Origin of the sequence: Bradyrhizobium vignae, from assembly GCF_900324035.1 — a bacterium.
Classification (GTDB): domain Bacteria; phylum Pseudomonadota; class Alphaproteobacteria; order Rhizobiales; family Xanthobacteraceae; genus Bradyrhizobium; species Bradyrhizobium vignae.
In genome coordinates this window covers 3,354,080-3,374,851 of sequence record NZ_LS398110.1, presented here as the reverse complement: position 1 = coordinate 3,374,851, position 20,772 = coordinate 3,354,080, and the positions used below count along the sequence as shown (strand labels likewise).

The window sequence follows — 20,772 nt, the reverse complement described above, 5'->3', positions numbered from 1 at the left end:
TCCGCGGAACTGATCTTGGAGCTGATTTTGGCGCGGCGGCGAGATCGCAGGCCGCGCTCCCTGCGGATACACCATTTTCGCGCCCTGAGCACTGCACTGACGGCATACGGCCATCTGTTGCCGGGCGAGCGGCGCCGATTGCTGCTCGCAACTTTCCGCGCCGCGAAGATCGCCTTAGACCGCCACCGCCGCGATCGCGCGCGGCCGCCGCCGCCCGAGCAGGACCAGGATCAGCACCGTTGCGCAGGAGAAGACGAAGGTGAGACCGAGTGCGCCGCGGCTGCCGAACTGCGTCAGCAGCGCGACGAGCACGGGCGGCGAGATCGCCGAGGCCAGATTGAGCGGCAGCGCGATCATCGACATCGCCTTGGCGAACTCGGCCTGGTCGTAGAACACCAGCGGAATCGTCGCCCGCGCCACCGCCATCGCGCCGCTGCCGGCGCCATAGAGCAGGATGAAGACGGCGACCGCCCAGGTGGCGCCCTCGCTCAGCATCAAGAGCAGCATGGCGACCGGCAAGGCCGTGCCGGCGACGAGCCCGGTCGTGATGCCGTCCCAGCGCCCGCCGCCCAGGAAATCCAGCCCGCGGGCGCTGACCTGGATCACGCCGAGCATCGAGCCGAAGGCCAGAGCCTGCGCCGGCGCCAACCCCTCCGCCCGCAACAGCTCGATCATGACGGCGCTGATGCCGAAATTGACGAAGGCGTTGAGCGTGATCACGGCGGCGACGAGGATGAAGGTGCTGCGCGGAATCGCCGGCGCATCGGAGCGCCTGTCCGGTGCGCTGCCATCGTCCGTCGCGACGCTGCGCCGGGGCGCCGCGAACGCATAGAGCGGCAGCGAAATGAAGATCAGCATGGCGGCATAGACGAGACACGTGCCGCGCCAGCCGAGATGACCGCTCAGGAACGAGGTGGTCGGCCAGAAGATGCTGCTGGAGAGGCCCGTCACCAGCATCAGCGCGCCGATCGCGCTCTTGGCCTGCTTTCCCGCGGCCTCGTTCAGCATGATATAGGCGCCGGTCGAGAGCGTGGCGCTGCCGGCGAGTCCAAGCACGATCCAGGCGGCGAAGTAGAGCACCGGCTCGCGCGCGAGCGACAGCAGCACGAAGCCGGGCGCGGTGACGATCGTGCCGACCATCATGACCTTGCGTGCGCCGTGCCGCGCAAAGAACTTGCCGAGCCAGGGCGCGCACAGCCCCATCGAGACGTAGAGAACGGACGTCCCCGCGAACACCGCCGGCAGGCTCATGCCGAGATCTGCGGCAAGGTCGCGGCCGACGATGGCGGGCAGCCCGATCGTCCCCCATCCAATCAGTTGCGTGACCGCGAGCACCACCAGGATGCCGATGAGCCCGCTGTCAGCCTTCAAGAATCGCATTCCAACCGTCGCCTGCCCGGCAGGCGCCGATCACGCCTGTGCATCTGCTTTACCTGCAGACTCGGCGCACGGGAACGCCGGCCGCCGAATGGCAGGAGGCAGCTGGGGGCATGTCGGGCGGTGGATGGTCGTCCCTACCCCGCGATCCCGAGCAAGGATCGCGCCTCGGCTGCGGTCGCAACGCGCCGGCCGTGGCGCGCGACCGCCTCGGCGGCGATGGCGACCAGCTCCGCGTTGCTGGCGGCGAGGCGCGTCTTGTCGATCCGGATATTGTCCTCGAGCCCGGTGCGAACCGCGTCGGCGCCGCGCGCGAGCGCCCAGCCCATCACCTCGGCTTGATGGCGGCCAATTCCGGCTGCGGTCCAGGTCGCTTTCGGGATCAGCCGCCTGAGCTCTCCGAGCAGAATGTCGAGCACATGCTCGTCTGCGGGCATGGCATTCTTGACACCCATGACGAACTGCACGTGCGGACGCGCGTCGATGAGGCCGGCCTCGATCAAGCGCCGGGCGCCATGCAGATGCGACAGATCGAAGATCTCGATTTCCGGCCGGATGCCGTTCGCCTTCATGCCGGTGGCGAGCGTTTCGACCAGCGCGGCGCTGTTCTCGTAGACGATGGTCGGAAAGTTCACCGATCCCGTGGAGAGCGAGGCCATGTCGGGCTTGAGGTAGAGCGACGATCCGCGCGCCGAGGGATCGCGCCCTCGCCCGCCGGTCGAGAACTGAACGATCATTCCCGGACAATGCTTTTTGATGCCCTCCTGCACCAGCGCAAAGCGCTCGGGGTCGGAGGACGGCGTCTCGTCATCATTTCGAACATGGATATGGGCGAGCGTGGCGCCGGCCTCGAAGGCTTGCTGCGTCGACTCGATCTGTTCGGACGGCAGGATCGGCACCGCCGGATTGTCCTTCTTGCGCGGAACGGAGCCGGTGATAGCGACTGCAACGACGACGGGGTTCATCCCTGGACCTCATGATGATCGCGCTCGCGCGCCCAAAGCCGAATAGACGTAGCGTAAGGAGCCCTGCCGCTGCAAACGTCATCGATCGCAGCGGCGGGCTTGTTTGCGTTCCAATCAGGTGGGAATTGCGGCCGCACCGTTCGCCGCCTCCGCACGCTGCCGCTCATAATCGGCCCGCGCCATCGGAACGGCCTCGGGATTGCCGAGATCGTCGATCTTGATCCGATAGGTTTCGCGGGCCGTCACCGCCGCGAGCGCCGCGATGACCGTGATGCCGAAGGCGATCGCGCCGACCGTCAAGGGAATGTTGGCCGAGCCCGGAGGCGCCACGGTCGCAAACAGAGCAGGAAGTAATGCAGTGATGGTCGTGCCGATATTCTGCGAGATCGCCATCGCCGAGACCCGTGTGCGGGTCGGAAACAGCTCCGGATAGAAGCTCGGGAAGATCGCGTTGTAGCCCTGATAGACGACGCCCCACATCAAGAGCGACAGCAGGATCGCGAGCGGCACGTTCCGGATGCTGATGGCATACAGATAGCCGAACGCGAGCAGGCCCGAGAGCAACGCGCCCACGATGATCGGAGGTTTGCGGCCGACCTTGTCGGAGAGATGGCCGACGAAGGGAATGATGAATACGGCCAGCATGTTGCCGAGCACCGGGATCCACAGATAAACGTCCTTGGCAAAGCCGATGCCATAGGCTGGCTGCACCGCGTAGGCCGCACCGAAGATGGTCGCGACCACGGGAATGACGTTCATCAGCGCCATGCAGATCACCCTCAGCATGTCGGGCCAGCTCAACCTGATGGCCTGGACGATCGGAGCGCGCGGCGTTTCTCCCCGTTTCTCCTCGCGGGCAAAGGCAGGCGTTTCGTCGACCTCGCGGCGAATGATGTAGCCGGCGACGATGACGAAGAAGCTGAGCAGGAACGGGATCCGCCAGCCCCAGCTGTTGAAGGCCTCGGTCGGCATATAGGCCGCCAGCGGCAGGAAAACCGCGGCCGCGAGGATTTGTCCGGCTTGCACGCCCTGAAGCGCGAAGCTCGCATAGAAGCCGCGCCGGCCGAACGGCGCATGCTCCAGGATCATCGAGCTGGCGCCGGAGATTTCACCGGCCACGGCAAATCCCTGCACGAGACGCAGCATGACGAGCAGGATCGGCGCCAGGATGCCGGCCTGCTGATAGGTCGGCAGCAAACCGACGGCCATCGTCGAGATGCCCATCAGGAACATGCAGAGGATGAGAACGGTCTTGCGGCCATGCGTGTCGCCCCAATGTCCGAGCACGAAGGCCCCGATCGGCCGCGCCACGTATCCGACGCCATAGGTCGCAAGCGATGCGACGATCGCAACGGTGGGATTGTCCGACGGGAAGAAGATCTGCGGGAAGATCAGCGATGCCGCCGTGGCGTAGATGAAGAAGTCATAGTATTCGAGAGCCGAGCCGATCCAGCCGCTTGCTGCAGCCTTCCTCGACTGACTCCTGTCATGGATCGCGCGCGTGGTAGCCATCATAAAAATTCCTCCCGATCTGGCTTGTTCGTTGACGTCCCGTTGGCGGGCTTCGTTGGACAATTGGACAGCAATCTCCCGGCGCTCTGCGGAGCTCCGCGAGCGCTTGGCACTGCCGGTCGGTGTCTTGGGTGAGGACGACAATAGGCTTTCGCCGGGGTAACACAATTACCCAGTTATGCGATAAACCTAACATGATGTTATGGCTGTGGCGGACTCGCCGGCGGCAGCGATGGGGGCGCAAGGTGGCGTCGTCCTCGGCGATGGCATCGAAGCCGGCCGCTGGCGCCGTGGTCGCGATCGGGATCGCCTGCCGGGCGCGGGCGGCTGATCGTGTGATCACGACAGCCGCCGAGCGGCGTCACGCGGTGTGGCCGGGATCGATATGCTTCGGGGTCTTCTTGTCGCGCTGGGGCGTCATCTTGGCTGGATCAGGCGCGTCCGGCACGCCGCGCGGTCCGAGCTGGTCGCGCTGGATGTCGTCCTCGGAGCGGGATGGCGCTCGACACCGTTGGGCTCACGGGGTTTCGTCATCGCGGCCTCCTTCTCTCGAACGCCATGTCTGCGGCGGGCTCTACACGCCGAGCGCGTTGTCGCCGGCTTCGCGGCCGGGCACGCTGACATGGACTTCGTGTCCCTCACGGAGGGCCAGGGATGCCGCGGCCACCGCCGACTCGAATGCAGCTTCCTTGGTGGCGTATCTGCTCTTGACGTCGCCGTCATGCAGCACGCCCCATTCGTCCTGCACCGGCACGATGGCGTATTGAGCCAGACCCATTGTCCTACTCCTGATTTGCCGTTCAAAAATTCGCCTGGGCTGTCAACGCGGTGCCGGGCTTAACGTTGCGTCAGCTGCGGATGCGCCGCACTCACCCGCCAGACCGTGTTGCCGCTGTCGTCGGCGACCAGCAGCGCGCCGGTCTTGTCGATGGCGACGCCGACGGGGCGGCCGCGCGCCTGGTTCTTATCGTTTAGGAAGCCGGTGACGACGTCTTGCGCGGGACCGCTCGGCTTGCCGTCCGTGAACGGCACGAACACGACCTTGTAGCCGTTGAGCACCTGCCTGTTCCAGCTGCCGTGCTCACCGACAAAGGCGCCGCCGCGAAAGTTGGCCGGAAGACTGGTGCCGGTATTGAAGGCAAGCCCGAGCGGGGCGACATGTGAGCTCAGCGCGTAATCCGGCACGATCGCCTTGGCGACGAGATCCGGCCGCTCCGGCTTGACGCGGGGATCGACGTGCTGGCCGAAATAGCTGTAGGGCCAGCCGTAGAAGCCGCCCTCCTTCACCGAGGTCATGTAGTCGGGCACGAGATCGGGACCGAGCTCGTCGCGCTCGTTCACCACCGTCCACAATGCACCGGTCTGCGGCTCGAAGCTGAGGCCGTTGGGATTGCGCAGGCCGCTTGCGAACACGCGCCAGCGGCCGCTGGCACGATCGACCTCGAGGATCGCAGCGCGGTTGTGTTCGGCTTCCATGCCATTCTCGGTGATGTTGCTGTTGGAGCCGACGCCGGCATAGAGCTTCGAGCCGTCGGGGCTGGCGACCAGGCTCTTGGTCCAGTGATGATTGATCGGACCACCCGGCAGCGGTGTCAGCACCGTGCCGGCCGCAGTGATCTTCGTATCGCCTTCCCTGTACGGATACCTGACGATGGCATCGGTGTCGGCAACGTAGAGCTCGTTGCCGACCAGCGCGACGCCGAAGGGCGAGTTGAGATGGTCGAGGAAGACGCTTTGCGTCTCCGGCACACCGTCGCCATTGCTGTCGCGCAGCAGTGTGATCCGATTGCTCTCGCCGCTGTCGCCGCCGGAGGTCGCCCAGGACTCGACGAAGCCCATCACGATCTCCTTGGGACGCTTGATCGGGGCGCCCTTCGGCGCCTTGGATTCCACCACCAGCACGTCGCCATTGGGAAGAACGTAAAGCGAGCGCGGGTGCTGCAAGCCCGTGGCGAAGGCCTTGGCCTGTAAGTCCTGCGCAACGGTCGGCGTCTCGTCCTTCTTCCAGCCGACGATGCGCGCGATATGAATCGGCGGCAGCAGATATTGCTGGATCTCGGGCAGCACCGGATTGGCGCCGATTTGCGCCTTCGGATCACCGCTCCCGTCGTTGCAGCCGGCAAGACACAGCGAGGAGGAGCAGAGCAGCGCGCGGGCAATCGAGGTTCTCATCGCACAACTCCCACGCCGTGGCGGTACACCATGCCGAGCCAGCCCGTGACGGGCAGGATCAGGACGGTGAGGACCGAAAGAACCAGCCCGACCGGCCAAACCGAGGTCCAGGCGTCGCGGGTGTGGATCAGCGCGTTGAAGATCGCCAGGATCAGCGCCACGGCGTTGCCGATCAGATGCGGCCAGGCCGGGGTCTGCGCCCGCACCAGCCGGTTTCCGAGGAAGTCCATCAGGCCCGCGATCGCCGCCAGCACGCCGAAGATGACGCCGACGAGCAGAAGCCAGGCCGAAAAATCCGCCCACATGATCTCGGCGCTGACGACATAGGCGATGTCGGTCAGCAGCGCCCCGATGAAGCACACGATCGGGATCGGCACCAGCATCGGATGGATCGGATGACCCGCGATCTGCGCGGTCGAGCGCACGCGCACGTCGTCTTGCACGGTTGGCCTCGCGTGACTTTCGCCCCGCCCGGCCGGCCAACTCGCGCCTGCAGTGATGGTTCCTCAGACCCGACCTTCCCCGGATCCGCGGAGGCTGACACATCGGGTCACCGCTCGATCGTTCCGGTTCGCCGAATCTTCTTCTGCAGGAGGACGAGCCCATAAAGCAGGGCTTCAGCCGTCGGAGGACAGCCGGGCACATAGATGTCGACCGGCACGATGCGATCACAGCCGCGCACGACCGAGTACGAATAGTGATAGTAGCCGCCCCCGTTTGCGCACGATCCCATCGAGATGACGTAGCGCGGCTCCGGCATCTGGTCATAGACCTTGCGCAAGGCTGGTGCCATTTTGTTGCAGAGCGTACCCGAGACGATCATGACATCGGACTGCCTTGGCGATGCGCGAGGAGCCGCGCCAAACCGCTCGATGTCGTATCGTGGCATCGATACCTGCATCTGCTCGATCGCACAGCACGCAAGGCCAAACGTCATCCACATCAGAGAACCCGATCGCGCCCATGTGATGAGGTCGTCGAGCGGGGCGACGAAGTAGCCACGGTCACCGAGATGGTCCTGGACATTGTCGAGGGCAGCGTTTTCGAGATGGTTCATGGCGATATCGCCTTGCAAGCCCTTCCCGATGCGGCAAGCACAGCTCCGTCGCGCTGTTCCTAATTTCTTCGCTGATTCCTCGGCCCCGAGCTCAAATGTCGTTTGCACCCCGGAACAGTCTCGCGGATAGGCGGTTGACCGCCAAATTCGGAACCCGGGTCATCCCAATCCAAGCCATGGACACGAACATCATGAAGATCGAAAACTTCAAAGACCTGTATATCGCCGAGCTGCAGGAACTCGTCAGCATGGAGGACCAGCTGAGCGATGCACTCAAACGAATGGCCGAGATGGCGGTGCATCCCTCCCTGAAAGTTGCTCTGGCCGAGCATCAGCGAGAGACGGAGCAACAAGGTCAACGGCTTCAGAAAATCCTGCGGCGGCATGGCGCAGATGCGCGCGTGCACACCGATCAGGCCGTGGAATCGTTGATCGAGGAGACTGCGAAGATGATGAAGATGGTGACGCAGGATGACTTGCGCGACGCCGCGATGATCGCATCGGCCCAGAAGCTGGAACATTACGAGATTGCCGCCTACGGCAGCGCAGCCGCCCTTGCCGGGCAGCTCGAGTTGAGGGAGGACCAGAACATCCTGCACGAAAGCCTGGAGGAGGAGAAGGCGACCGACGTCATGCTGACGACACTCGCGAAGGACGAGGTCAATCTCGACGCTCTTGCAGCCTGACTGGAACGTCGCCGATGACCCCTCGCTGACGGCCACTCGAGTTCGGTGGGAGGGCCCCGGCCTGCCCTAGATGCGGCGGTACTTAAGCGCAGTCTTTGTACCCGCAATCACGCGTGAAACGGATAGTTGCGCTTGGTTTCTCGTCGCGGAACCTTGGACCCTACGCAAATCCCAACGGGCCCCATCATCCCTAAAGCGAGGTCTTCAAAACAAGGAGTCTTCAAAACAAGGACCCCGCCGGTTACCGGGGTAACCTGGCGGGGCTTGTGACGAATCTTTGATTTGGTTTATCCGCAGCTTTCGCTCTGGCCTCGCCATTCATCGATCGTCACTGAACTACCAACCGATGACCTCCATGGACGTTCCGGACGACGGCTATTTTTAATGTTTCTGATCCTCCGTACTGGCGCTGGAGCGCAAGGCGCTGAGCGGAGGAAGGCCGGATCTCGGAGAGGAATGGAACAGGGAGCCGCACTTACCCTTCAGGTGTGAAGCTGCACGGTGACTACCTCGACACCCGCATCCTAAACACACAAACAGAGCTGAGCACATATTCAGCAGCCATGAACAGTCTGCTCGATCGCATTGCTGACGAGCACGGCCTGATCAGCGCTCGCGCGGCTTCATGGGACGCCCCGTCTTCTCGGGCTTCTTTCTCGGCCTCGCGCGGCCGGCTTCGTCCCCTGCGCGAGCACGGTGCCTTGTGGCAGCACAAGCTCGGCGACCTGGATGCCGAGCGCGAACGCGATCTTGTGCAACGAACGCCACCCCTCTCCGCCGCCATCGCTCGCCAGCGCTGCGCTTTTGGGCAAGCGAGCGACGGCGGCTCCGAGGGGATGGCTCGGCCGGACCCCATGATCAATTTTGCTGAACTTGACACACAGAACTCTCGATGGATCACCGCAGTCTCAAGTGATCTGAACTAGCAACCGACTTTAATAGCCAAATGACTATGTTTCAGCCGTTTTCAGTGATCCGGCACCCCCTAAGCGCGAAGCGGACGAAGAAATTGGCACCACGATGCTCAGGCCCATCAAGGGGATGCACGCCGCCCCTCTCCGCCGCCGTCGCTCGCCAGCGAACACGCCGGTGAGAACGTCGGGAATGGTCTTCTTCAAGTCCGGATGATCATCGGAGACGACGAACTCGACGCCATGCAGGCCGCGGGCCTTCAGGCCTTCCAAAACACCTTCCAGCTCGATCGGCTCTCCCGGTTGGCGAGCTCAACCGCGAGCACCTGGCGCCGTCCCTCCCAGTCGACCCCGATCGCGATCAGCGTCGAGCTTGCGCAACTCCCTCTCCGCCCTCTCCCGCTCTTCCTCCGTCTTCGCCTCATCGACATGCGACTGAAGCCGGGCCTGTCCCCGGCCCGACGACTGTTATCTTTCTGCTAGAGCGCGACGAATGAAGCGCCGAGCGCGCTAATCATCAGACGAAAATTCTGATAATCTAAATCGCTCGGAGTCAAAAGTGCACGCGTCTCATAGACTTCGGGATTTTTGGAGTCCGACCTGCGCCCGAAGTATCCACAATTGGGTTGTGAAGAGCGATTGACTGCCGTCGGAACCGCATGCAACGCATTGAATCATTGAATCATCGATGATTTTTACGGCGCAACCGGAGCGAGTGAAAGGAATCGAACCCTCGTATTCAGCTTGGAAGTCACAAAAATTCGCAATCCGCGCAAGGCCGATTCCGACATTTTGCAGCCCTCCGGACGCTTGAGATCACAAGGGAATTTCCCGTTGTCGGAATGGTCGTGCGAGTTTCCCGAACGGTCTCCTAATCTATGGAAATCCATGAAGTACGGGTGGCAACGTGTCTCGCGAATTGAGCACAGCTCATCCGGCTCAGCCGGTCGCCGCGGAACGATTGTTTGGCAGGCAAGCTGTTAGGCCTCGGACCAGACCAGGCGACGCCAAACCCGAGGCCTTCCGACTACCAGATGGAGGCCATCGTGGCCTACCTGGAGGAGTCGCGAGCCGGCCAGTCTCGCTGAGCGAGTATGAGGTCTACCCTCAGTTTCCAAATGAATCGAAGGCCACGCAGCGGAGGTATTTATCCTCATGATTCACCACGTTGCATCTAGCTGGAGATGGATCGAGCCTCCGATTGGCGGAATCGAAATCTTTTTGATTACCTCATATTCTCCGCATCCGGCCCAAACCGCTCCCATTTTCCCCGTCGAACCGGATGAGTTGCTCCTGTTTAATCGGCGCAAAGTCCGTCGGTGACGTGTTGATCGTTATTCCCGGGAGAAGCATGTCGAGCTTCAGATCCTTGAGGCTGGCAGCTTTTTTCATAACGTTCTCTCGCGTGAGATCGTCGCCGCACATCTTGAGCACCTCCGCCAGGGTCTGCGCGACCGAATACCCATAGACCGTGTTGGAATCGGCTTTGTCAGTTCCGGGCATGTATTCGTTCATGAAGGCAAGCCCGTGCCGGTAGCCCTCGTCGCCGCTCCAGGCCGGATCGAGCGGATTCTTCAAATATGCGGTCGAGATCACGCCCTTGGCGTTGTCGAGCCCGGCAGGTTTCAAGACAGCGGCCACCGACGTGGAGACGTTGTTCAGGATGTGGCTTCTGCGCGGACGCGGCCGAAGAAAGGAGAGCGACGCTCAAGGCGACGAACGTCGAGGAGCAGGCATATCTCATTGTCAAATCCTCTTCGCGGAGCCGATCAGACGAGTCCGAGTTCTTGCAGGAGAGCATTGCGGTCGGCATCGAGCTCTGGCGCAGGCCGATAGTTTGCGAATTGTTCGCCGGCGAACCGGATGGGACAGGCCGCGGTTTTCAACACCATGCCCCCCGGAGCCTCCAATGAGACGAACATGTCGCGCGCGTTGAGCTGCGGATCACGCAGTACGCCGGCAATGTCGTTCATTGGTCCACAGGGAATCCCGGCTTGCGTCAGGATGGGGAGCCATTCCTCGGCGGTTCTGGTTGCCAGCGCCTCTTCGATCCGCGCGGCGAGGGCACGATGATGTTCGCATCGCGACGAATTCGAGAGGAATCGCGGATCGGCTTTGACGTCCCGCATCTGCAGCACATCGCAAAGATCTCTGAACTTCCGGTCGTTGCCGGCGGCGATGATGAGATGCCCGACCTTGCTCTTGAAGACGCCAAATGGCGTGATAGAGGGGTGTCTGGAGCCGATGGGCCCCGGAACGACTTGCTCGACTTGATAGCGGACAAGGGCATTCTCGAGCAGAGAGATCTGCGTATCGAGCATGGAAATATCGACGTGCTTACCGCGACCGGTGCGGGCGCGCTCGATCAACGCCGCCTGGACTCCGATCACCGCATGAGTGCCCGCGGCGATGTCGCCGATCGATACTCCGACGCGCGTCGGCGGGCCTCCCTCCTCGCCCGTCAAGCTCATGACACCGCCCATGGCCTGCACGACCATGTCGTAAGCCGGCAGTTCGCGGTAGGGCCCCGTCTGACCAAAGCCCGATATCGACGCCAGAACCAGCCGGGGAAAGCGCGAGCTGAGCGCCTCCCAGCCGTAGCCGAAACGGTCCATGGTACCGGGCGTAAAATTTTCAGCGAGGACATCGGCGTCCAGCAATAGTCGCTCGAATACGGCGCGGTCGGCAGCATCCTTGAGGTTCAGTGCGATCGATTCCTTGCTTCGATTGATCGAGAAGAAATAACCCGAACTCGGCAAGCCATCGGCGTTCGAGATGAACGGGCCGATGTGCCGCGCATCGTCACCGATGCCCGGCATCTCGACCTTTATGACCCGCGCGCCGAGATCCGCGAGCATCATGGTGCAATACGGTCCGGCCAACACGCGGGTGAGATCGATCACGATCAACCCAGCGAGTGGCCCCTTTGACCGCGGCTTCAGCGTGGACGCCGGTGGCGAGTGAGGTCCGGTCATCGGCCGTCCAGGTCGGCGCCGAAGCGCGGGGGGCGCTTTTCGGCGAAAGCCGCGCTGCCCTCGCGCAGCTCGGCGCCCACGAGGCTCTCACGGTAACGCTGATCGGCAGCAGCACGATCGAACGAGTTTCCGGCGATCTCGTTGATGGCGCGTTTCATGCCACGCAAGGCGGCCGGCGCATTGGCAGCGAGAACAGAGGCGAGCTCCTTCACGCGCGCATCGAGGCTGCCCGCAGGAACGGCTTCATCCAGATAGCCTATGCGCAGCATCTCGGCCGCGTCCAGTTTCAGGCCCGTGAGGAACAGCTTCTTTGTCGCCGCTACGCCGAGGCGCGACGCAAAGCGCATGAGACCGCTGCTGTAATAGTGAAGCCCGAGGCGCGCGGCCGGCATGAACATCTCGCAATCATCCACGCCGATCCTGAAGTCGCAGGCGAGAGCAAGATCAGTTGCGCCGCCATAGACTCCGCCGTTCAGCCTGCAGATGGTCGGTATCGCCAGAGTTTCGAGCTGATCGACGACGTTCTCAAAACCGGAAGCATGAACATCTTCCTTAGACGACGTTCGCGCAGCGATGTCTCCGAGGTCGTATCCGGCGCTGAACGCGCGTCCTTCGCCGGTCAGGATGAGAACTCTCGCACCTGCCTTCTCAATGCTGGCGAAGTGGCCCGACAACACGGCGAGATCGGCTGCGGTGATCTTGTTCATCTGCCGCGGGCGATCGAGCTGGATCGTCGCGATAGGCCCATCCGTCTTCAGCAAAGGGGTGCCGCTCAAATTCACGGAAGTCATCGGCGTTTCCTGTTGTCCTCGTTCTGTGCCCGGATTATATGTATTTTTTTAAATGTTCTACGTATACATAAAGGCATAAGCGTATACATAAGGGCAAGCCAATGCGGGTTCGTGTCTCCGATGAGCTTTGTCGACGGATCGAAAGCGATATCGCCGAGGGACGGCTGGTCCCGGGCGACAAGCTGGACGAGCAGAGCCTCGCCAGACGCTTTTCGGTCTCGCGGACGCCAGCGCGGGAAGCGCTGCTTCGCTTGGCCAATGAGGGTCTCGTCAAGTTCAGGTCGCGCCAAGGCGCAACCATCGCGAGCATGACACCTCAGCGAGCGATCGGCATGGTGGAAATTCTCACTGCGCTCGAAGCGGAGGCTGCCGGTCTGGCGGCGCGCCGAATGACTGTCGCCGAACGAACCGGCCTGCGTGAGATACACGAACAATGCGCATCAGCCGTGCACACCGGCAACACGGCGCGCTACGTCGAACTCAACACCGCATTTCACCAAGCCATCTACGCTGGCGCACGCAACACGCCCTTGGCCGATCTCGTGACTGAAACCCGCCTTCGGATGCGGTTCTTCCGGCATCAGAGCTTGTCGCGACCAGCCCGCCTCGCGGCATCATTCGGCGAGCACGCTCTGATAGTCAGGGCGATTGAAACAGGGAGCGAAAGCGACGCACAGCAATCGATGCGCGCTCACATCATCGTCGGAGGCAACCTCTTTGCCGATATGGTCGCTTCCATCAAGTCCGAGTGACGGTTCCGCGCCCCGCGCCGTGAAAAGGTCATCGATAAACGATGGTGCATCTTAATCACGATGGTGAGGAGAAGCAGGACGCAAAAATGAAGCGGATCAAGCAGGCGGCCCAAAAGTGAACCCTTGTCGGAATGAAAACCAACAAGCTCACTAAGTAACTGAAATCATTGGAGCGGGTGAAGGGAATCGAACCCTCGTATTCAGCTTGGAAGGCTGCTGCTCTACCATTGAGCTACACCCGCGTTACGGGCTCCCTAACACGGCCGGACGGCGGTCTCAACTGCCCAGGAGGTCGCTTTCCGGCGTCTTCCACCCCTCGCGGACCGCTTCTGTCCCCTCTGGACTCGCCGCCCTTAACAGCGGCAGCAATGCTACCTATATTGAAGGCTTCCGAAACCAACGAAAGGAGGTGATCCAGTGTCTTATCTCAAGCGCTGTCACCTCGCTGGGATCGCCCGCTGAGCTTTGGCTGAAGCTTGGCATGGGGGCGCTCTCGTCCCTGGACCAGCGAGCAAGAAATCGGGCGCGACGGGGTCTCCCCGCCGCGCCTTTTCTTTGCGATTTCCTTGAAGCCGGATCGCCGGGTCAGCCGGCGCGAAGCCGCTCGCGCAGTGCGACGGCGGCGACCAGCATGCCGACGCACCAGGCGACGACCGCGCGGTGCGGCTCGCCGCCGAGCAGCACCGTGAAGAGGCTCGCCAGAAGGCACGGCGCAATGGCCTTGCCGGTTCGGCTCATCAGCGCGACCAGGAACGGCATCGCCGCGATCGCCATTTGCAGGGCGCTCATTTTGACGACCGGCGCGTCGAAAGGCTTCAGAAGCCGCAGATGTTGAACGCGCGCGGCCGTTTGCCGCGCCGGCTCTCCGCGATGCGCTCGCCGCCGTTCTCGGCCGAGCTGCCGTAATAGCGGTGATGGCCCGCCTCGTCGTGCAAATCGGCCGGCTGCGACTGTGCCGCCCGCCGCGCATCGCAGATGATCTTGATGGTGTGACCCGACATTGCCGCCTCCAGCCAAAGCTTTGTTGTTCGTGGTCCATCAGTCGCGACCAGTTCCGGCGGCGTTCACATGGCAAGGCCGCAATCGGGTTTCAGGACGGTTTCGCTGCTTGCCGGCCACGCAATATTTTGCTTCGGGATTGTCGGCACGGGCTGCCGGGCCGCGTCCTTGGAACTTGCGCAGAAAGAAACGAGGTGATGATGCTGTACGCCATCCTGGCCTATCACGTGGAAGACGAAGTCCTGTCCTGGACGCCGGAGCAGGACGCCGCGGTCGTGGCCAAAGTCATCGAGGTTCAAGCACCTCTTCGGGCCAGCGGACAGTTTGGGCCGGCGGCCCGCCTGGATGAAACCCGAAAGGCCCGCACCCTGCGGGGCCCTGGCGCGGGCATGGTACTGGACGGGCCGTTTGCCGAGACCAAGGAGCAGCTTCTGGGCTTCCACCTGATGCAATGCGCCACCGAGGATGAGGCGATCGCGGCGGCGCGGAAGCTGCGTGCGGTCAATCCGACGGCCGTCTACGAAATCCGCCCGGTCAAGCTCTACGTGCCGGCCGATGGGTTCGGCGCGACATCCGGTTGAGTCCTACGCCTCCGGCCCTGTCCGCCCCGCATAGAAGCGCTGGATCACGAGCCCGCCGAACGCAATGAACCACACAAAGGGGGCGACCTGGGGCGCGAACGCCGCAACGATCGTGCCCGGGATGAACACCAGAAGTGGAAACAGCGAGGCCATGATCTCGTGGCGCCAGCCGCCCAGGATCGTCCACCACATCCAGGCGTTGAGGCCGGCAATCGCGGTCAGATGCAAGCCGTAGAGCACGGCGACGGCGCTGCTCATGGCGTAATTGGTATAGAGGCCGTTGGTCACCGGCAGCAGCACGATCGAGAGCAGGAAAAACAGATTGAGGATCACCATGCCGCGGCTGCCGACCGGCTGGCGCGCCAGCCGGCGGTGATGACTGATCCAGAACACGCCGGCGATGATGAAGCTGAGCGCGAAGCCGGCGAGCTTGCCGGAATAGACATGGGCAAGATCGCTCCAGCCGGGAGCGCTGGTGAACACCGCAGCCTTGGGCAGGTCGTAGGCGAGCAGCGTCATGGCGACACCGAAGATGGTGTTGCTGAGCGATTCCAGCCGCCGCATCTCGAACTGGTCGGGCTTGAGCTTGGTCATAGCGGACGCGTTTCTCGGGCTGGAACTCGGGGCCGCCCTTTCCCCCTAAATCCTAAACCCGGTTTCGTCCAGCCGCATTGCGATTCGCGCCGGGATCGCCGACTCTCATTCTTTCACCGGGGCGATTCGTGGCGACATATCTGGACACGCTCAATGCGGAGCAGCGCCGCGCCGTCGAGCATGGCGTGGCTGAAGGCGCGACCGTGGGCGCCCCCCTGCTCGTCATCGCCGGCGCCGGCTCCGGGAAGACCAACACGCTGGCCCACCGCGTTGCGCATCTGATCGTCGCAGGCAGCGATCCCCGCCGCATCCTGCTGATGACATTTTCCCGCCGCGCGGCGGCGGAGATGGCCGGCCGCGTCGAGCGTATCGCCCGCAAGGTGCTGGGTGAGAACAACGCCGCGATCATGCGCGATGCGCTCACCTGGGCCGGCACCTTCCACGGCATCGGCGCGCGGCTCCTGCGCGAATATGCCGAGCGGATCGGCGTCGATCCCGCCTTCACCATCCATGACCGCGAGGACTCCGCCGACCTGATGAACCTGGTGCGGCACGAGCGCGGGCTGTCGAAGACCGAGAGCCGCTTTCCCGCCAAGGGCACCTGCCTGTCGATCTATTCCCGCTGCGTCAATGGCGAGATGGAAATCGAGAAGGTGCTCGGCCAGCACTATCCCTGGTGCGCGGGCTGGGCCGCCGAGCTGAAGGGCTTGTTTGCCGCTTATGTCGAGGCCAAGCAGGCCCAGCACGTGCTCGATTACGACGACCTCCTGCTCTACTGGTCGCAGATGATGAGCGATGCGCTGATTGCGGAAGAGATCGGCGGGCGCTTCGATCACGTGCTGGTCGACGAATATCAGGACACCAACCGCCTGCAATCCTCGATCCTCTTGGCGCTGAAGCCCGACGGGCGCGGCCTCACCGTCGTCGGCGACGACGCGCAGTCGATCTATTCGTTCCGCGCCGCCACCGTGCGCAACATCCTGGAGTTCCCGCAGAGCTTCTCGCCACGCGCGGAGATGATCACGCTCGACCGCAATTACCGCTCGACACAAGCGGTGCTGTCGGCGGCGAACGGCGTCATCGGCCTGGCGCGTGAGCGCTTCACGAAAAACCTCTGGACGGACCGCACCTCCGGGCAGAAGCCGCAGCTCGTAACCGTGCACGACGAGGCCGATCAGGCGCGCTACATCGTCGAGGCGGTGCTGGCGAACCGCGAGCAAGGCGCGCTGCTCAAGCACCAGGCGGTGCTGTTCCGCACCTCGTCGCATTCGGGCCCGCTGGAGATCGAGCTGACCCGCCGCAACATCCCGTTCGTCAAGTTCGGCGGGCTGAAATTCCTCGACGCCGCCCATGTCAAGGACGTGCTGGCGCTGTTGCGCTTCGCCGAAAACCCGCGCGACCGCGTCGCCGGCTTTCGCATCCTGCATCTGTTGCCGGGCATCGGCCCCGCGACGGCGCAGCGCGTGCTCGACCAGATGGCGGAGAGCACCGACCCGCTTGCCGCGCTCGGCCGGCTCCCGGTGCCGGCGCGCACCGGCCCCGACTGGACCGACTTCGTCCGCACCGTCGAAAACCTGCGCTATTCGGAATGGCCTGCCGATCTCGAACGCGTGCGGCTCTGGTACGAGCCGCATCTCGATCGCATCCACGAGGATGCCGAAACGCGCCGCGCCGACCTGATGCAGCTCGAGCAGATCGCCGGCGGCTATGCCTCGCGCGAGAAGTTTTTGACCGAACTCACGCTGGATCCGCCCGATGCGACCAGCGACAAATCCGGACCGCCCCTGCGCGACGAGGATTATCTGATCCTCTCCACCATCCATTCAGCCAAGGGCCAGGAGTGGAAATCGGTGTTCGTGCTCAACGTCGTCGACGGCTGCATGCCCTCCGATCTCGGCGCCGGCACCAGCGCCGAGCTCGAGGAGGAACGCCGCCTGCTCTATGTCGCGATGACGCGCGCCAAGGACGATCTCCACCTCGTGGTGCCGCAACGCTTCTTCGTCCACGGCCAGGCCGCCAAGCGCGACCGCCACGTCTACGCTTCGCGCACCCGCTTCATCCCGGAGCAGCTGGTCTATCTGTTCGAGCGCACCGCCTGGCCGAAAGCCGCGGCGGGCGCAGCGCGCACTGCCGCGCAGGGGCCGAAGATCGACATCGGGGCGAAGATGCGGGGGATGTGGCGGTAGTTGGCGTCTTGTTTTGACGCGTTTTCTTTAGCGAACCGGTATCCACTTCGCTCGAAAACGCCTTAGGCTTTCAGCCTGTCGAACTGGACCTTCCCCGCCTTCAGCACCAGCGGGATATGCTCGCCCTGACCGAGCAGGCAGGCGACATCGCGCAGCGGATTGCCGTCGACCACCAGCAGGTCCGCGATAGCCTCCGGCATGATGCGGCCGAGCTTGCTCTCCATGCCGAGCACCTCGGCACCGATCACCGTCGCGCTGGCGATGACGGCGCGCGGGCCGAGGATTTCGGCGCGAATGCGGAATTCATCGCTCTGCAGGCGTTGCGACGGTCCGAGCAAATCGCTGCCGAAGCCCATCTTCACGCCGGCGTCGCGATAGATCGTGAGCGAGCGCAGGCCGGCGTCGCGGACATCGGCGATCTTGGCCACGCTCTCGGGTGGCAGGCCGTATTGGGCGCCCTCGTTGGCGAGCGCCTCATAGGTGACGAGCGTCGGCACCACATAGGCCCCCTTTTCGGCCATCAGGTGCGCGGTCGGCGCATCGACCAAATTGCCGTGTTCGATGGTGCGCACGCCGCAGCGCACCGCGCGCTCGATCGCGGCAGCGGTATAGGCGTGGGCGAGCACATAGGTCTGTCGCCCGCGTGCCTCCTCGACGATGGCGCGGATCTCGTCCTCGGAGTAACCAAAGGCGCCAACCGGATCGGTCGGCGACGCCACCCCGCCGGAGGCCATGATCTTGATCTGGTCGGCCCCCATCTGGAGCTCTTCGCGCGCGGCCTTGCGTACGCCGTCGACGCCGTCGGCCACGCGCGCCAGCGCGCCGACCCGCACGCAGCAGGGACAGGGCGCGTCGCTCGCAAGGTAATCCGAGCGTGCCCGCATGTCGCCGTGGCCGCCGGTCTGGCTGAGCGCGCGACCGGAGACGAACAGCCGCGGTCCATCGGTCAGGCCGGTCTCGATCGCCTGCTTCAGCGCGTGGCCGGCGCCGCCTGCGTCGCGAACCGTGGTGAAGCCACGCCGCAGCATGCCGCGCAAGAGCAGCGTCGAGCGCAGCGTCACCAGCACGTTCGGCATGTGCACCTGTTGCGCCAGATTGAGCTCGACCGCGATCGCGTGAACATGCAGATCGATCAGCCCCGGCATCAGCGTCTTGCCGTTCAAATCGATGGTGCGATCGGCGGTGGCCTGGATCGGCCGGTCGGAGATCTCCCTGATCAGATTGTCCTCGACCAGCACATGATGCCCCTCCAGCAAGTCCGGCTGGAGCGGATCGAGCAGTGCGGCGTTCTTGAAGAGGATGCTTGTCATCGCGACGGTCCTGTCAGAGATCGGCCGGCGAGAGCAGTGCCGGCAAGGTAAGCTGGGCAAAGGGAAGGCACGCAGCCACATCATCTTCGCCGTACCAGCCCGCCTCGTGAAGCAGATTGAGCGAGCCGAGCGTGCGCCCGCGCCAGCGCACGGGCATGTTGAGCACGCTCTCGCAGCCGAGCGAAGCGATCAGCTCATGATCGGAGAAGACGGTGCGCAGATCGTCATGGGTACGGCCGATATAGGCTTCGCCGCGATCGAGCACGGCCTCGGTCCACGGTCCGGGCGTGAGCCGCTTGCGTCCGCCGGTCGGGTACGGGCCCGGGAGATTGGAATAGACCCGCGCCGCTTCACCGGTGCTGCCGTCATAGGTGAGGATCGTGAACAGCTTGTGCCCGATCGCCGACTTCACGGCCTGGTCCAGCGCCACGTACAGCGCATCCGGCTGATCCATCCTGCCCTGCGCCGCCGCGACGGCGCAGAGCCAGGGATCGGCCTTCAGTTTCGTCCGCGTCATGCGACTTCGCCCGCCGCAATCTCCTCCAGCGAGCGACCGCGCGTCGGCACGCCCATCAGCACGACGGTGACAGCCCCGAGCAGCAGCACGGTGGTGGTGACGCCGAACACGCCGGCAAAGCCGAAGGTCGGATAGAGATAGCCGACCAGGATCGGCGAGACGATCGCGCCGATGCGGCCGATTGCGGAAGCGAGCCCGGCACCCGTGGTCCTGACCGGGGTCGGGAAGACTTCCGCGGTATAGGCATAGACGCCCGCATAAGTGCCGTTCATGAACAGCGACAGGAAGATTCCCGCCGCCATGATCTGCTGGTCGCTCTGCGCGAAGGCGAGCCCGAGCGCGCTGGCGCCGCCGAGCACCATGTAGGTCGCGATCGTCGCCTGCCGGCCAATGCGCTCGTTGAAATACGCCGCGCTGAAATAGCCGGGAATCTGCGCGCAATAGATCGCGATTGAATAGGCGAAGCTCTTGGTGATGCTCATGCCGTTCTGGACCAGGAGACCGGGGATCCAGACGAAGAAGGAATAATAGCTGAAGGTGATCGCCAGCCACATGATCCAGGTCATGATGGTGATGCGCGCCTGCCGGCCCGCCAGAAGCGCGGCGAAATTGGCGAGCAGCGTCCCGCCTGTCCCCGCCGGCGCTGTTGCTTCCACCACCGGCTGCGGCAGGACGTGACCCTCGCGCGCAAAGCCCGCCTCGATCCGGTCCAGCAGGGCCTCGGCTTCCTTGCCCCTGCCCCGGCTTTCGAGCCAGCGCGGCGATTCCGGCAGCGACTTGCGCCACCACAGCAGCATGACGACCGGCACCGCGGTGATCACCAGTACGATACGCCAGCCGTTGTCGGAGGTGGGAACGATGAAGTAGCCGAGCAAGGCTGCGGCGACGAAACCGAAGGAGAAGAAGCCGGCCAGCGCGCCGGTGAAGCTGCCGCGATAGCGGCGCGCAACGAACTCCGCGAGATAAGGCGCGATGATCGCGCTCTCCGCCCCGGTGCCCATGCCGGCCACGACACGCGCGGCGAAAAAGGACGGCCATGTGTCGACCACCGCGCTCACGATCGACGCCGCGCAATAGAGCGCCAGCGCCGACATCATCACCGCACGTCGGCCGATCAAATCGCCCAGCGTGCCGGCCAGCAACGCGCCGAACAGGAAGCCGATGTAAGTGCTGCTGCCGAGCACGCCGATCTGCACGCTCGACAGATTCCACGCCGTGCGCAGCACCGGCAGGATGAAGGCCAGCACCGCTGCGTCCATCGCGTCGAACATGTAGCCGAGCCCGCCCATCAGCAGCAGATGCGTGTGGAAACGTGCGAACGGAAGGCGCTCGATGCGCGCCGATATCATCGACATGAAAGTCCCCCTCTGATGTCACGGGCCCGGCG

At 63.8% G+C, this 20,772-nt stretch carries 19 protein-coding genes, 1 tRNA gene and 3 pseudogenes; 5 read left to right on the top strand and 18 right to left on the bottom strand.

The features are described from left to right. Window positions 1-174: 174 nt before the first annotated feature. From BRAD3257_RS16305 to BRAD3257_RS16275, 7 genes and pseudogenes are all read right to left on the bottom strand, one after another. The gene (locus BRAD3257_RS16305) at window positions 175-1,380 is read right to left on the bottom strand and encodes an MFS transporter (RefSeq protein ID WP_122402669.1); all 1,206 of its coding nucleotides are present in this window, start codon (window positions 1,378-1,380) and stop codon (window positions 175-177) included. A 134-nt stretch (window positions 1,381-1,514) separates the two neighbouring features. Then, on the bottom strand, window positions 1,515-2,342 hold the full coding sequence (locus BRAD3257_RS16300) for a 3-oxoadipate:acetyl-CoA acetyltransferase (RefSeq protein WP_122402668.1): 828 nt from the start codon (window positions 2,340-2,342) through the stop codon (window positions 1,515-1,517). A gap of 114 nt (window positions 2,343-2,456) precedes the next feature. Continuing rightward, window positions 2,457-3,854 carry an MFS transporter gene (locus BRAD3257_RS16295; RefSeq protein ID WP_122406598.1) on the bottom strand — a complete coding sequence of 466 codons (1,398 nt, stop codon included), beginning with the start codon at window positions 3,852-3,854 and terminating at the stop codon, window positions 2,457-2,459. Window positions 3,855-4,428: 574 nt separating this feature from the next. After that, complete coding sequence (locus tag BRAD3257_RS16290) at window positions 4,429-4,632, bottom strand: hypothetical protein (RefSeq protein ID WP_061030115.1); 204 nt, start codon at window positions 4,630-4,632, stop codon at window positions 4,429-4,431. Window positions 4,633-4,691: 59 nt separating this feature from the next. Continuing rightward, entirely contained in the window at window positions 4,692-6,026 is a 1,335-nt protein-coding gene (locus tag BRAD3257_RS16285) for a PQQ-dependent sugar dehydrogenase (RefSeq protein ID WP_122402667.1), read from the bottom strand. Continuing rightward, entirely contained in the window at window positions 6,023-6,469 is a 447-nt protein-coding gene (locus tag BRAD3257_RS16280) for a DUF2231 domain-containing protein (RefSeq protein WP_122402666.1), read from the bottom strand. Before BRAD3257_RS16280 ends, BRAD3257_RS16285 begins: the two co-directional genes overlap by 4 nt. Window positions 6,470-6,576: 107 nt before the next feature. Beyond that, window positions 6,577-7,038: pseudogene (locus tag BRAD3257_RS16275) on the bottom strand (NuoB/complex I 20 kDa subunit family protein); the annotation flags it as partial. 179 nt (window positions 7,039-7,217) lie between these two features. Between BRAD3257_RS16275 and BRAD3257_RS16270 the strand changes: the two are divergent. Continuing rightward, a complete protein-coding gene (locus BRAD3257_RS16270; RefSeq protein ID WP_244607967.1) occupies window positions 7,218-7,769 on the top strand; it encodes a YciE/YciF ferroxidase family protein in 552 nt (183 codons plus the stop codon). A 563-nt stretch (window positions 7,770-8,332) separates the two neighbouring features. Continuing rightward, entirely contained in the window at window positions 8,333-8,695 is a 363-nt protein-coding gene (locus BRAD3257_RS16265) for a hypothetical protein (protein ID WP_129146313.1), read from the top strand. A 162-nt stretch (window positions 8,696-8,857) separates the two neighbouring features. Here BRAD3257_RS16265 and BRAD3257_RS16255 read toward each other — a convergent pair. From BRAD3257_RS16255 to BRAD3257_RS16240, 4 genes and pseudogenes are all read right to left on the bottom strand, one after another. Then, window positions 8,858-9,057: pseudogene (locus tag BRAD3257_RS16255) on the bottom strand (transposase); the annotation flags it as partial. A gap of 848 nt (window positions 9,058-9,905) precedes the next feature. Then, a pseudogene (locus BRAD3257_RS16250) lies at window positions 9,906-10,348 on the bottom strand (type 1 periplasmic-binding domain-containing protein); the annotation flags it as partial. A gap of 101 nt (window positions 10,349-10,449) precedes the next feature. Beyond that, a complete protein-coding gene (locus BRAD3257_RS16245) occupies window positions 10,450-11,589 on the bottom strand; it encodes a CaiB/BaiF CoA transferase family protein (protein ID WP_197711544.1) in 1,140 nt (379 codons plus the stop codon). 62 nt (window positions 11,590-11,651) lie between these two features. After that, complete coding sequence (locus BRAD3257_RS16240; RefSeq protein WP_122402661.1) at window positions 11,652-12,446, bottom strand: enoyl-CoA hydratase/isomerase family protein; 795 nt, start codon at window positions 12,444-12,446, stop codon at window positions 11,652-11,654. 101 nt (window positions 12,447-12,547) lie between these two features. Between BRAD3257_RS16240 and BRAD3257_RS16235 the strand changes: the two genes are divergently transcribed. Beyond that, entirely contained in the window at window positions 12,548-13,198 is a 651-nt protein-coding gene (locus BRAD3257_RS16235) for a GntR family transcriptional regulator (RefSeq protein WP_122402660.1), read from the top strand. A gap of 168 nt (window positions 13,199-13,366) precedes the next feature. On the opposite strand, the gene BRAD3257_RS16230 is transcribed toward BRAD3257_RS16235, so the two are convergent. From BRAD3257_RS16230 to BRAD3257_RS16220, 3 genes are all read right to left on the bottom strand, one after another. After that, a tRNA-Gly gene (locus BRAD3257_RS16230) sits at window positions 13,367-13,440 on the bottom strand. 343 nt (window positions 13,441-13,783) lie between these two features. Beyond that, the gene (locus tag BRAD3257_RS16225; protein WP_122402659.1) at window positions 13,784-13,987 is read right to left on the bottom strand and encodes a hypothetical protein; all 204 of its coding nucleotides are present in this window, start codon (window positions 13,985-13,987) and stop codon (window positions 13,784-13,786) included. Window positions 13,988-14,013: 26 nt separating this feature from the next. After that, the gene (locus BRAD3257_RS16220) at window positions 14,014-14,199 is read right to left on the bottom strand and encodes a hypothetical protein (RefSeq protein ID WP_122402658.1); all 186 of its coding nucleotides are present in this window, start codon (window positions 14,197-14,199) and stop codon (window positions 14,014-14,016) included. 198 nt (window positions 14,200-14,397) lie between these two features. Between BRAD3257_RS16220 and BRAD3257_RS16215 the strand changes: the two genes are divergently transcribed. Next, the gene (locus tag BRAD3257_RS16215; RefSeq protein ID WP_122406594.1) at window positions 14,398-14,778 is read left to right on the top strand and encodes a YciI family protein; all 381 of its coding nucleotides are present in this window, start codon (window positions 14,398-14,400) and stop codon (window positions 14,776-14,778) included. 3 nt (window positions 14,779-14,781) lie between these two features. Here the strand turns inward: BRAD3257_RS16215 and BRAD3257_RS16210 are convergent, their stop codons facing one another. Beyond that, window positions 14,782-15,372: a TMEM175 family protein gene (locus tag BRAD3257_RS16210; RefSeq protein WP_122402657.1), complete on the bottom strand. Its 591-nt coding sequence runs from the start codon at window positions 15,370-15,372 to the stop codon at window positions 14,782-14,784. A gap of 128 nt (window positions 15,373-15,500) precedes the next feature. On the opposite strand from BRAD3257_RS16210, the gene BRAD3257_RS16205 reads away from it, so the two are divergent. Then, window positions 15,501-17,558 (top strand): ATP-dependent helicase, encoded by a 2,058-nt coding sequence (locus tag BRAD3257_RS16205; RefSeq protein WP_122402656.1) that lies wholly within the window; start codon window positions 15,501-15,503, stop codon window positions 17,556-17,558. Window positions 17,559-17,620: 62 nt separating this feature from the next. Here the strand turns inward: BRAD3257_RS16205 and BRAD3257_RS16200 are convergent, their stop codons facing one another. From BRAD3257_RS16200 to BRAD3257_RS16190, 3 genes are read right to left on the bottom strand one after another with little or no spacing between them, the layout of a single operon-like run. Next, complete coding sequence (locus BRAD3257_RS16200) at window positions 17,621-18,868, bottom strand: metal-dependent hydrolase family protein (RefSeq protein WP_122402655.1); 1,248 nt, start codon at window positions 18,866-18,868, stop codon at window positions 17,621-17,623. A 13-nt stretch (window positions 18,869-18,881) separates the two neighbouring features. Beyond that, a complete protein-coding gene (locus BRAD3257_RS16195) occupies window positions 18,882-19,385 on the bottom strand; it encodes a GAF domain-containing protein (protein ID WP_122402654.1) in 504 nt (167 codons plus the stop codon). After that, a complete protein-coding gene (locus BRAD3257_RS16190; RefSeq protein WP_122402653.1) occupies window positions 19,382-20,740 on the bottom strand; it encodes an MFS transporter in 1,359 nt (452 codons plus the stop codon). Before BRAD3257_RS16190 ends, BRAD3257_RS16195 begins: the two co-directional genes overlap by 4 nt. Between the last annotated feature and the right edge of the window lie 32 nt (window positions 20,741-20,772).